General features: G+C 32.7%; 10 protein-coding genes, 1 riboswitch and 1 other annotated feature. Of the genes, 9 read left to right on the top strand and 1 reads right to left on the bottom strand.

Features of this window, described 5'->3' with window-relative positions; translation table 11 throughout:
• Positions 1-150: 150 nt before the first annotated feature.
• The 4 genes from B8978_RS03330 (at position 151) to B8978_RS03315 (ending at position 4261) form a co-directional block, all read left to right on the top strand.
• Complete coding sequence (locus B8978_RS03330; RefSeq protein ID WP_084113855.1) at positions 151-1095, top strand: GH25 family lysozyme; 945 nt, start codon at positions 151-153, stop codon at positions 1093-1095.
• 31 nt (positions 1096-1126) lie between these two features.
• The gene (locus B8978_RS20165; protein ID WP_242950467.1) at positions 1127-1666 is read left to right on the top strand and encodes a hypothetical protein; all 540 of its coding nucleotides are present in this window, start codon (positions 1127-1129) and stop codon (positions 1664-1666) included.
• Positions 1667-1776: 110 nt separating this feature from the next.
• Entirely contained in the window at positions 1777-2613 is an 837-nt protein-coding gene (locus B8978_RS03320; RefSeq protein ID WP_084113854.1) for a methyl-accepting chemotaxis protein, read from the top strand.
• Between the two features lie 103 nt (positions 2614-2716).
• Positions 2717-2816: riboswitch (purine riboswitch) on the top strand.
• Between the two features lie 83 nt (positions 2817-2899).
• A complete protein-coding gene (locus B8978_RS03315) occupies positions 2900-4261 on the top strand; it encodes an NCS2 family permease (RefSeq protein WP_084113853.1) in 1362 nt (453 codons plus the stop codon).
• 55 nt (positions 4262-4316) lie between these two features.
• Here the strand turns inward: B8978_RS03315 and ilvB are convergent, their stop codons facing one another.
• Complete coding sequence (gene ilvB, locus B8978_RS03310) at positions 4317-5972, bottom strand: biosynthetic-type acetolactate synthase large subunit (RefSeq protein ID WP_084113852.1); 1656 nt, start codon at positions 5970-5972, stop codon at positions 4317-4319.
• 299 nt (positions 5973-6271) lie between these two features.
• Positions 6272-6475 (bottom strand) — a binding site (T-box leader).
• A gap of 369 nt (positions 6476-6844) precedes the next feature.
• Between ilvB and ilvC the strand changes: the two genes are divergently transcribed.
• The 5 genes from ilvC (at position 6845) to leuB (ending at position 12480) form a co-directional block, all read left to right on the top strand.
• The gene (gene ilvC, locus B8978_RS03305; RefSeq protein ID WP_084113851.1) at positions 6845-7837 is read left to right on the top strand and encodes a ketol-acid reductoisomerase; all 993 of its coding nucleotides are present in this window, start codon (positions 6845-6847) and stop codon (positions 7835-7837) included.
• Between the two features lie 195 nt (positions 7838-8032).
• Positions 8033-9619, top strand: a complete 1587-nt coding sequence (gene cimA / locus B8978_RS03300; protein WP_084113850.1) for a citramalate synthase — start codon at positions 8033-8035, stop codon at positions 9617-9619.
• Complete coding sequence (gene leuC, locus B8978_RS03295; protein WP_176212592.1) at positions 9612-10880, top strand: 3-isopropylmalate dehydratase large subunit; 1269 nt, start codon at positions 9612-9614, stop codon at positions 10878-10880. The genes cimA and leuC overlap by 8 nt, the downstream gene beginning before the upstream one ends.
• Positions 10881-10883: 3 nt before the next feature.
• Entirely contained in the window at positions 10884-11375 is a 492-nt protein-coding gene (gene leuD / locus B8978_RS03290) for a 3-isopropylmalate dehydratase small subunit (RefSeq protein ID WP_084113849.1), read from the top strand.
• Positions 11376-11406: 31 nt separating this feature from the next.
• On the top strand, positions 11407-12480 hold the full coding sequence (gene leuB / locus B8978_RS03285; RefSeq protein ID WP_084113848.1) for a 3-isopropylmalate dehydrogenase: 1074 nt from the start codon (positions 11407-11409) through the stop codon (positions 12478-12480).
• Positions 12481-12494: the final 14 nt, after the last annotated feature.

The following is a 12494-nucleotide window of genomic DNA, read 5'->3' as shown; positions in this document are numbered from 1 at the left end:
TTGGAATCAATACAATATTAAATGGATTTTTAAAATAAATTCAAATTTTAAATGAAAAACATTTTAAATTTCTTATAAAATATTTAGTAACAATAAGGATGAATTTGAAATACACTATTATAATGAAGGAACAAAAGGAGAGATATATTAATGAGGGGAATTGATGTTTTTTCAGGCCAAGGGGATATAAATTTTCAAAAAGTTAAGGATGCAGGAATAGAGATTATATATATTAAAGCAACAGAAGGTTTAACGTATATTAATCCGAGACTTAAAAGTTATTATTCTGGAGCCAAAAATGTTGGATTAAAAATTGGATTTTATCACTGGTTAAAGGCCAATAATCCATATGCTGAAGCACAACATTTTCTTAGCACTCTATCAAATTTTAATGCTGATTGTAAATATGTTATAGATGTTGAAGATACCGTATTTAAATATCATGTAGAGGATGTTAGCATAAGAACGAGACAAATATGTGATTACATTAAAGGTGTTGGGAAGGATCCAGCTATATATGCAAGTAAAAATTTTTATATGGAAAATTTAAATGATATGGCAAAGGTATATCCTTTATGGGTAGCAGATTACGGAGTAACAAGTCCTAATATAACAAATATTGGCTGGCAATATTCAGATTCAGGCCAAATTAATGGTATAAATACAGCGGTTGATTTAAGTGAATTTTCACAAGGTATTTTTATAGGAAACACATCAAACACTCCAGTTCAAAATATAACACCTTCACCTGATTCAAACTGGTGGAATGGTTATAATAAAATTAGAACAGCATCACTTCAAACACTATTAAATGGACTTGGATTAAGGGATGAAAATGGTAATAAACTTATTGTTGATGGAAAAGCAGGAAGTCATACACTAAAAGCAGCAGAAAAATTACCAATTGCTAAAATTAAGGGCTATCACAATGATGCCTACACTGACTGGTTAGAAGTTCAGCTTGGACAGAGGCCAGATCACTATTATGCAGCAATTATGGATAGTATAGTTAGAAACTTTCAAAAAACACACAATTTAACCGTAGATGGAGAAGTAGGTTTACAAACTTTAAAGGAAATATTAAAACAACCTTAAAAATTTTACTATGAAAAGGGAGGGATCTACTATGACAAATATAGCATTAACAATTGGTATATTAGGGGCTATTATTGGTATCTTGGGTATGGGAATAGGACTTATACCATATTTTAAAAGTAAAGGCATTGACGTTGGGGCTACACTTTCAAAGATAGAGACAGCACTAGATGATGCTTATAAGATATTAGACGTCACTAAACCGCTTATTCCAAAAGATGTGGCAACTGTTCTAGAAATTATTGAGAAGTGGTCAAAAATTGCAGTGGGAAATGCTGAACAGCTATATCATTCAGGTGATATAGAAAAGTCAGAAAGGGCTAAAATTGCTGAAAATGTTGTTTTAAATATTTTGAAAGAGATGAATATAACAATTGATGATAACAAGAGAGCTTTAATTGATGCTAATATTAAAAATGCAGTAAATGATTTAGGTCATGCAAAGCCTACAGATGCAGAGAAAACAACAAGATTACAAGAAATGCAGTCACAAGTTGTTCAATTAACGCAGCAAAATGCAATACTTAAACAAACTATCGCTAACATACAAAGTACTGCTAGAACTGTTTAATAGGTATATAAGTAAGTTTAAAAAGTATGTTTTCTATTAAATATAAATCTATGATATAATTTAACTTATAGCAATATTTATTATAAGCGGTAAAGAGAGGAAGTTTTAAGATGAACATAAGTGATGAAGAATTTTTTTCTTCTATTAAAGTAGCATTTGACGTATTACCAGCATTGTTCACAACAGATGTAACACTTACTATTACAAACAAAGAAAAATTCTTATTAGTTAAACAAGCAAAAACCTTTAATTTAAGTATTCAAGAGGAACTTCCAATAATAGAGGGAGGGGTTTCGGAACAAGCCATAAAAACAAGGGAAAAACACTCAAAACGTTATGAAAAAGAGACATTTGGTTTTCCAATTATAGCTTGTGCAGTGCCACTCATCAATCCAAGCACTAATAATGTAGTAGGAACAATAACATATGGTGTTTCTTTAGAAAAAGAAAACTCAATTTTAGAAATGGCAAATAACCTACAAGAATTTTCTGAAACACTAGTGGACTCATCTAAATCTTTAGCAGGGTCAACTGAAAAATTATCAAGCAATACTGAAAATGTCAACAATATGGTAAATGAAACTAAAATAGGAATTGTAAATATGGATGAAATAATTGGGTATATAAATAGTGTTGCAAATACTACAAATATGCTAGGACTTAATGCATCAATTGAGGCTGCAAGAGCTGGAGAGCATGGAAGAGGTTTTTCTGTTGTAGCTGAAGAAATAAGAAAACTTGCTACAAGTAGTAAAGAATCTACAATTAAAATAAATGAAACATTAGGGAAAATTAAAGAAAACATAAATGGTATTGTAGAAAGCTTGAATGAATTTTCAACTACAAGTGATGAGCAATTAATGCAAGTTAAAAATATATCTGAGAAAAGCAGCAAGCTAGGAGCATTATCAACAGAATTATTGAAATTAGCAGATATGGAAAATTAATAATAAAAAAGGAGAGAACTTTAAAAAGTGGCTCTCTTTTTTTATGTATTGACAGTAAAAAATCGTTGACTTTTAATATTTTAAGTGATAGAATTCGCTTTGTAGTTTATTTGAATAATACATCCGTATAATCTCAATAATTGGTTTGAGAGTTTCTACCAAGGTACCGTAAAATCTTGACTATGGGTGAATCAGAATAGATATATTTTATTTCCTAAACATAAGATATATTCCGTTGAGATTTGCTTATATGTGAAGCGGAAATTTTATTAAGGGGGAAGAAGTTTTGAATTCAACACAAAACAATCAAAATTCATTTTTGGAATCATATTTTAGATTATCAGAAAACAATACTACTGTAAAAACTGAAATTATAGCTGGATTTACGACATTTATAGCAATGTCATATATTATATTTGTAAATCCAAGTGTATTGAAGATTACAGGCATGGATCCAAATGGCGTTTTTGTTGCTACATGTATAGCATCAGCAGTTGGTACTCTTATTATGGCATTGTATGCTAACTTACCATTTGCACAGGCACCAGGTATGGGACTTAATGCATTCTTTACATATACAGTAGTTCTTACAATGCATTACACTTGGCAGGAGGCATTAGCAGCAGTTTTCATCTCAGGAGTTCTGTTTATTATTATAACGTTGACTTCTATAAGAGAGAAAATAGTTGATGCACTTCCAACTACATTAAAACTTGCAATATCAGCTGGTATCGGTTTGTTTATAGCAATTATCGGTTTAAAAGACGGCGGAGTTGTAGTTGCAAATCCTGACACATTAGTTTCTTTTGGAAAGTTAATTGAGCCAGGTCCAGCATTAACATTAATCGGACTTTTAATTACAGCAATACTAATGGCTAGAAAAGTAAAAGGTTCTATATTAATAGGTATATTAGTCACTACAATAATTGGAATACCAATGAAGGTTACTCAGCCAACAGCTTTAAGTAAACTAGTAAGTGCACCACCAAGCATATCATCAACATTCCTTAAAATGAACTTTTCAGGATTACTTGATGCAAAAGGTGGCATTGGAATTGCTATAACAAGTTTAGTTATGGTAGTAATAACAATTTGTTTAGTTGATTTATTTGATACTCTTGGAACATTAGTTGGAACTGCAGAAAAAGCAAACATGCTTGATGAAAATGGCAGAGTTAAAAACATGTCAAAAGCATTAATATGTGACGCTGTTGCAACAACTGCTGGTTCTATATTCGGAACAAGTACAGTTGTAACTTACGTTGAATCAACTGCAGGAGTTGCTGAAGGTGGTAGAACAGGTTTAACATCATTAGTAACAGGATTACTATTTATAGTTGCTTTGTTCTTCTCAGGTCTTGTTGGAATGGTTCCATCACAAGCTACTGCACCAGCACTTATAATCGTTGGAGTTCTAATGATTTCATCAGTAACAAAGATTAATTTCAGTGATTTCACTGAAGCATTCCCAGCTTTCTTAACAATAGTTATGATGCCATTTACTTATAGTATTTCAAATGGTATTGCAACTGGATTAATAGCATATCCAATAATGAAACTTGTTACAGGAAGACGTAAAGAGGTTCATCCACTTGTTTACGTATTAGCAGTAATATTTATTATAAGATTTGCATTACTTCCACAGTAATTAAATATTAGGCTACTTCAAATGATTAAGTTTGTTTGAAGTAGCTTTTATTTTTTTATTCATTTTCTATTAAATCTGTAATAGAAGCACCAGGTGCTACAATAGGGAATACCTTATCGTTAGGACATATATCACATTCAACTATAATTGGTTCGTTTAATGATAATGCAAGCTTTAAGGTGTCTTCAATGTCTTCATTTTTAGTTATTCTCATGGACTTTATTCCATAGGCTTCTCCAAGTTTTACAAAGTCAACCTCAGGACCAAATTCAGAGCTTGAGAAGTTTCCTTCATAAAACATATCCTGCCATTGATGAACCATTCCAAGAACATGATTATTTAATACAAGCTGCACAAGTGGTAATTTATATTTTGATACGGTGGCAAGTTCTATGGAATTCATTTTAAAACTACCATCTCCAGCAATATTAATTACTTTTTTGTTTTTGTTACCTATAGCAACTCCTATAGCTGAACTTAGACCGTAGCCCATTGTTCCAAGACCGCCTGAAGTTATGAAGGTTCTGGGATTATTATATGTGAAAAATTGAGCAGCCCAGATTTGATTTTGACCAACTTCCGTAGTTATTATGCAGTCTCCTTTTGTTAAATCATAAAGCTTATTTAATACAAGTTGAGGATTTAAAGTGCTGGCATCAAGATATTTAAGAGGATGAGCCTCTTTAAAGCTTAAAATTTTATTAACCCACTCTACATGATTTTTTTCAGAAACTAAAGCAGTAAGGCAAGATAATACCTCTTTAACATCACCACATATAGAGACATCCTCAGGTAAATTCTTGTTGAACTCAGAAGGATCAATGTCTATGTGAATTATTTTTGCGTTAGGGGCAAAACTGTTGATTTTGCTCGTAACTCTATCGCTAAAACGGGCACCAATTGCAATTAAAAGGTCGCATTCTGAAATAGCATGATTAGAGGCATAAGTGCCATGCATACCTACCATTCCGGTATATAACTCATCATTTCCAGGAAAGGATCCAATCCCCATAAGTGAACAGGCTACAGGACATTGTATTTTCTTTGAAAATGAGTATAATTCGTCAGCTGCATTTGATATATTTACTCCGCCACCAGCAAATATCATTGGTTTCTTCGACTGAAGGATTAAATTGATAGCCTCATTTAAGTTTGAGGTGCATTTTTTATGAGTGAATTTTTCAGCCTTTTTAAAAGTATATTCAATTTCAGCGTTTTGTATGTCTTTTGGTATATCTACAAGTACAGGACCAGGTCTGCCACTTGTAGCTGTCCTAAAGGCTTTTCGGATAGTATCTGCAAGATTTTCTGGTTCCTTTACAATATAATTTTCTTTTGTTATAGAAGCTGTAATACTAGTTATATTAACTTCTTGAAAAGATGATTTTCCAATGAAAGGTTGTGCAACTTGACCTGTAAAAACAACCATTGGAACTGAATCCATGTAAGCAGTAGCAATGCCGGTAACGGCATTAGTAGCTCCAGGACCTGAAGTTGTTATAACTACGCCAACTTTTCCTGTAGTTCTTGCATAACCGTCAGCAGCGTGAGTAGCTCCTTGTTCATGAGCTGTAAGTATATGTCTTATTCCATTTTCACTATAAAGTGCATCATATATTGGCAATACGGCCCCACCTGGATAACCAAAAATGATGTCAACATCTTGTTCTTTTAAACATTCTAATAAAACTTTTGCTCCTGTTAATTTCAATTTAATAGCCCCCTCAATAATTAAAATATAAAATATAAACCTTAAAAAAAGGTAAAAAAATAGACAGCTAGCCCTGGGGCGAGTGTCATGATCTTCGCGGTACCACCCAAATTTATTACTCGTGTTTGTAACGGTATTAACCGGCGAGACTTACTATTAGTTCAGTCTGCAGCTTAAGAGTGATTATAAATATACGATTATCTATGGGTTTTCAGCTTTTACCCAATTCTCTTTTAGATATCTTTTTATATTTAAGGTCTCTTTCATCGCTTTTTTGAAAATAGAAAAACAGCCTTCCTGCCTGGGGCGAGGAGACTGTTTCGCGGTACCACCCAAATTTATATCTTAATTAATATTAACGGCTATGCCGGCACAGCTTACTATTAATTTCAGCCTGCAACTCCAGAGTGAGTTTCGGTATACAATTATCCGCAGGTTTTCAGCTACCCCCGCTCTCTTTAGGACATTTTTTTATACTTACTTTTCTCTTTCAACGTTTTTAAACATTCAATATTTGTATCTAAATATACTATGCTGAAGGTAAATAGTCAACGAAATTCATGCAAAAAAATATTAATTATACTTTTATAGATTAAACATAGGATAAATTAATAGATTTTAATTTTAATCATGTATATATTGACAAATCATTAATAATCAAAAAAAAGTCCGTCGTAGGTTGACAATTGTTTTTATTGGTGTTACGATTTTTGAAAAGTTATCAAAAAATTTCAGCTTTTGAAATTCATAAGATGTGTTCAAAAATGCATTAGCAAATTTAAAGTTGTAAAATACTTTTTCTTTGGGGTAAAGGTTTGTGTTTATGATTTTTAATAGCAATAACTTTAAATAAATATTAGGGGGCTTTTAATATGGCAAAGGTTTATTATGAACATGATTGTGATCTAGGAGTTTTAAGAGGCAAAAAGGTAGCAATAATTGGGTACGGTAGTCAAGGACATGCACATGCACTTAACTTACATGAAAGTGGAGTTGACGTAGTTGTTGGTCTTTATGAAGGTAGTAAATCCTGGGCAAAGGCAGAGGCAGCCGGCCTAAAAGTTACAACATCAGCAGAAGCTGCAAAGGCAGCAGATATAATCATGATTCTTATCAACGATGAAAAACAAGCAAAACTTTACAAAGAATCTATCGAGCCAAATCTAACAGCTGGTAAGGCATTGGTATTTGCTCATGGATTTGCAATTCACTTTGGTCAGATTGTACCACCAAAGGATGTAGATGTATTCTTAATTGCACCAAAAGGACCTGGACATACAGTAAGAAGTCAGTTCCAGGAAGGTAAAGGAGTTCCTTGTTTAATAGGAATTCATCAAGATGCCACAGGAAAAGCAAAGGACGTTGCACTTGCATATGCACTTGGAATTGGTGGAGCAAGAGCTGGAGTTATCGAAACATCCTTCAAAGAAGAGACAGAAACAGATTTATTTGGTGAGCAAGCAGTATTATGTGGTGGTATAACTGCACTTATAAGAGCAGGTTTTGAAACACTAGTAGAAGCTGGATATCAACCAGAAATGGCATATTTTGAGTGTTGTCATGAAATGAAACTTATAGTTGATTTAATAAATCAAGGTGGACTTAACATGATGAGATATTCTATAAGTGATACTGCTGAGTACGGTGACTACATAACTGGTGAAAAAATTGTTACAGATGAAACTAAAAAGGCAATGAAAGGTGTATTAAAGGACATCCAAGATGGAATATTTGCAAAAAATTGGCTTCTTGAAAATCAAGTTGGAAGACCTTATTTCAATGCAAAGAAGAACAGAGAAAAAGATCAGCAACTTGAAACAGTTGGTGCAGAACTTAGAAAGATGATGTCTTGGAACAATAAATAATATACCAAAGTTAAAACCAAGTTTATTTTAAACTTGGTTTTCTAAATCATATTAATGTTAAAACAAATCTAAAACTTATACAGATGTCTTTCTATATTGATACAGAAGACATATATATGGCTTTCTAAAAGAAAAATCTATCTATAAAATAGTTAAAACAGAATCAAAAAATAAATAAATGGTGGAATAAGGCTTATGAGAAAAGTGAACATTTTTGATAGTACACTAAGGGATGGGTCTCAAGCACAAGGTATTTCTTTTAGTGTAGCAGATAAAATAAAAATCGTAAAAAAGCTAGATGAACTAGGAATAAGCTATATAGAAGCAGGAAATCCTAGTTCCAATCCTAAAGATAGAGAGTTTTTCAAAAAAGTAAAGGAAATAAAGCTAAAAAATTCTAAGTTATGTGCTTTTGGAAGTACACGAAAACCACATTGCAAGGCTGAAAGTGATACAAATCTTCAAATACTTACAGATTCAGCAGTAGATGTTTTTTGTATTTTCGGCAAAGCATGGGATTTTCATGTAACAGATATAATTAAAACGACTTTAGAAGAAAATTTAAGCATGATATATGACAGTATAAAATTTTTAAAACAGAAAAATAAAGAGGTTATTTTTGATGCTGAACATTTTTTTGATGGATATAAAGGAAATAAAGAGTATGCAATAAAGATTTTAATGACGGCTAAAGATGCCGGTGCAGATTCACTTGTTCTTTGTGATACAAATGGTGGCACAATGCCTTTTGAAATAGAAGAAATTATACGTGAATTAGTAATTGATTATGGTTTTAAAAATTTAGGAATTCATTGTCATAATGACTCTGGAAATGCTGTAGCAAACTCAATTTTAGCCGTTAAATATGGGGTTAACCAGGTTCAAGGTACAATAACAGGTTTTGGAGAAAGATGTGGAAATGCAAATTTAAGCACTATAATTGCAGATTTACAAATGAAAATGGGTTATAATGTAATTAATGAAAAAAATATGGAACAATTAACAGCAGTTTATAGATATATATGTGAGGTAAGCAATGTAATTCCAAATGAAAAAGAACCTTATGTGGGAAGCTATGCATTTGCACATAAAGGCGGAATGCATATTGATGCAGTATATAAAAATCCGCACTCTTTTGAACATATTGCTCCTGAGACAGTTGGAAATGAAAGAAAAATTTTAATGTCAGAGGTTTCGGGCAGAAGCACAGTAATGTCAATTATAAATTCAGTAAATCCAGATATAAAAAAAGACTCAAAAGAAGCAAAAAAAATTATTGAAAGATTAAAAGAACTTGAATATGATGGTTATCAATTTGAAGGTGCTGAGGGAAGTTTTGAACTTCTAGTAAGAAAAGAATTGGGACTTTTTAAGCCATCTTTTAAGCTTATAGAATATAAGGTTATGATTGATAAGCCAAGCACTACAGAAAAAAGTGCAACGGTAGCTATGAAAATAAAAGTAAATGATACTGTAGAAGTAACTGCCGCAGATGGATATGGGCCTGTTAATGCTTTAGATATAGCACTTAGAAAAGCGCTTGGTGTTTTTTATAAGTCTGTTTCAACTATGTATTTAACTGATTATAAAGTTAGGGTTATAGGTGGAGATAAAGCAACTTCGGCAAAGGTTAGAGTTATTATTGAATCTACAGATGGAGAAAGAACCTGGACAACGATAGGAGTATCCTACGATATTATAGAAGCAAGCTGGGAAGCACTAGTTGATTCAGTTGAATACAATCTTTTAAAGTGTAATAAGGAGGAATTTAAAAATGAGTAAGAAAGCTATGACCATGACGCAAAAAATATTAGCAGCACATGCAGGACTTGATTATGTTGAAGCAGGACAATTAATAACAGGTAATTTGGATTTGGTTTTAGGAAACGATGTTACAACTCCAGTGGCAGTTAAGGAATTTAGAAAATTGGAATTAACAAAGGTTTTTGATAAAAATAAAATTGCCATAGTTCCAGATCATTTTACTCCTAACAAGGATATAAAATCTGCAGAACATTGTAAACTTATAAGAGAATTTGCAAGAGAAATGGAAATCGTAAATTATTTTGAAGTTGGACAAATGGGAATTGAGCATGCTCTTATACCAGAAAAGGGCCTTGCTATTCCGGGTGATGTAATTATTGGTGCAGACTCCCACACATGTACTTATGGAGCCCTAGGAGCATTTTCAACTGGCGTTGGAAGTACAGATATGGCAGTTGGAATGGCAACAGGTAAAGCATGGTTTAAAGTTCCAGAGGCAATTAAATTTAATCTTAAAGGAAAATTTAATAAATGGGTTAGTGGTAAAGACCTAATACTTCACATCATAGGAATGATAGGTGTTGACGGAGCACTTTATAAATCAATGGAGTTTACTGGTGAAGGCGTTAAAAACTTATCTATTGATGATAGATTTACTATTGCTAATATGGCAATAGAAGCTGGAGCTAAAAATGGAATATTTCCTGTAGATGATATAACTTTAGAATACGTTAAGGGAAGAACACAAAGAGAACCTAAAGTATTTAAAGCAGATGAGGATGCAGAATATTCAAAGGTATATGAAATAAATTTAGAGGATATTAAACCAACTGTTTCTTTCCCACACTTACCAGATAACACAAGGACAATAGATAAAGTAGGGGAAGTAAAAATTGATCAAGTTGTAATTGGTTCTTGTACAAATGGAAGAATGGATGATTTAAGAATTGCAGCTTCAATTTTAAAAGGTAAAAAAGTTCATAGAGACTTAAGAGTAATAATTTTACCTGGAACTCAAAATATATATTTAGAAGCTATGGAAGAAGGTCTTGCAAAAATATTTGTAGAAGCAGGTGCAGTATTTAGTACGCCTACCTGTGGACCGTGTCTTGGAGGACATATGGGAATCCTTGCAAAGGGTGAAAGAGCTGTTTCAACTACAAACAGAAACTTTGTAGGCAGAATGGGACATCCTGAAAGCGAAGTATACTTAGCAAGTCCTGCAGTAGCAGCAGCATCAGCTATAGCTGGAAAAATAGTTTCACCAGAGGAGGTTTAAAAAATGAAGGCAAATGGAAAAGTTTTAAGATATGGAGATAATATAGATACTGATGTTATAATACCAGCAAGATATTTAAATTCTTCTGACCCACAGGAATTAGCAAAGCACTGCATGGAAGATTTAGACGTAAACTTTCTTGAAAAACTAGATAAAGGTGATATTGTTGTTGCAGATAAAAACTTTGGTTGTGGTTCCTCAAGGGAACATGCACCAATAGCAATAAAAGCAGCGGGAGTATCCTGTGTAATTGCCAAAAGTTTTGCAAGAATATTTTATAGAAACGCAATAAATATAGGCTTTCCTATACTTGAATGTGAAGAAGCAGTTAATGATGCTAAAGATGGACATAAGCTTGAAGTAGATTTTACTACAGGAATAATAAAAAACATTACACTTCAAAAAGAATATAAATCACAACCATTTCCAGCTTTTATGATAAAGATAATGGAAAATGAAGGACTAATAAACTGTGTTGAAAAAGGGCTATTTTAATTAATTAAATACATTAGGGGGCTTAACAATAATGAAAGATTATAAAATTGCAGTAATTCCTGGAGATGGAATTGGAGTTGATATAACAAGAGAAGCACTAAAGGTAATGAATAAAGTGGCAGAAAAATATTCGGTGAAACTTAATTTTACTGAAGTAAAAGCAGGCGGAGTTGCAATTGATGCTTGCCAAAATCCACTTCCACAAGAGACACTTGACATATGTAAGGCAAGTGATGCAGTGCTTTTAGGAGCAGTAGGTGGACCCAAATGGGATAATCTAGAAGGAAGTAAAAGACCAGAAAAAGCTCTTCTTGGGTTAAGAGGCGGCCTTGGTCTTTATGCAAATTTAAGACCAGCTAAGGTTTATGATGTTTTAAAAACAGCATCTCCATTAAAAAATGAAATAATAGACGAAGGTGTTGACCTTTTAGTTGTAAGAGAATTAACTGGTGGAATATATTTTGGAGATAGAGGTAGATGTGAGGATAATGGAATTGCAGCTGCGTATGATACAGAGAGATATAATGTGGAAGAAATAAAAAAAATTGCTCACGTAGCATTTAAATCTGCTATGAAAAGAAGAAAAAAAGTTACATCTGTTGACAAAGCAAACATATTAGAATCTTCAAGACTTTGGAGAAGTGTAGTTGAAAAAGTAGCTAAGGAATACCCGGAAGTTGAATTAAACCATTTATACGTAGATAACACTGCAATGCAGTTAGTTAGGAAACCATCACAATTTGATGTTATATTAACAAGCAATATGTTTGGAGACATATTATCAGATGAAGCTTCAATGATAACAGGTTCTATAGGAATGCTTGCATCTTCAAGTGTTAGAGAAGATAGCTTTGGAATGTATGAACCAATTCACGGTTCGGCACCAGACATAGCTGGAAAAGACCTAGCAAATCCATTAGCACAGATTCTTTCAGCAGCAATGTTATTTGAATATTCACTTGATATGAGTGAAGCTGCAAGAGATATTGAAAATGCAGTTCAAAGAGTTCTTGACAAAGGATTCAGAACAGGAGATATTTATACAGAGGGTACTAAAAAAGTTGGTACTAAAGAAATGGGAAAATTAGTTCTTGATGAACTATAAAAGGAGGATTGTAC

The sequence above is a fragment of the Clostridium acidisoli DSM 12555 genome, from assembly GCF_900176305.1.
Classification (GTDB): Bacteria; Bacillota; Clostridia; order Clostridiales; family Clostridiaceae; genus Clostridium_I; species Clostridium_I acidisoli.
Note: the sequence above shows the minus strand (reverse complement) of the source record. Positions and strands in the feature narration are given on the sequence as shown.

What these genes read in the sequence shown, in the direction of transcription:
- B8978_RS03330 (WP_084113855.1), top strand. Translation starts at nt 151, where the DNA reads ATGAGGGGAATTGATGTTTTTTCAGGCCAAGGGGATATAAATTTTCAA.
- B8978_RS20165 (WP_242950467.1), top strand. Translation starts at nt 1,127, where the DNA reads ATGACAAATATAGCATTAACAATTGGTATATTAGGGGCTATTATTGGT.
- B8978_RS03320 (WP_084113854.1), top strand. Translation starts at nt 1,777, where the DNA reads ATGAACATAAGTGATGAAGAATTTTTTTCTTCTATTAAAGTAGCATTT.
- ilvC (WP_084113851.1), top strand. Translation starts at nt 6,845, where the DNA reads ATGGCAAAGGTTTATTATGAACATGATTGTGATCTAGGAGTTTTAAGA.
- cimA (WP_084113850.1), top strand. Translation starts at nt 8,033, where the DNA reads ATGAGAAAAGTGAACATTTTTGATAGTACACTAAGGGATGGGTCTCAA.
- leuC (WP_176212592.1), top strand. Translation starts at nt 9,612, where the DNA reads ATGAGTAAGAAAGCTATGACCATGACGCAAAAAATATTAGCAGCACAT.
- leuD (WP_084113849.1), top strand. Translation starts at nt 10,884, where the DNA reads ATGAAGGCAAATGGAAAAGTTTTAAGATATGGAGATAATATAGATACT.
- leuB (WP_084113848.1), top strand. Translation starts at nt 11,407, where the DNA reads ATGAAAGATTATAAAATTGCAGTAATTCCTGGAGATGGAATTGGAGTT.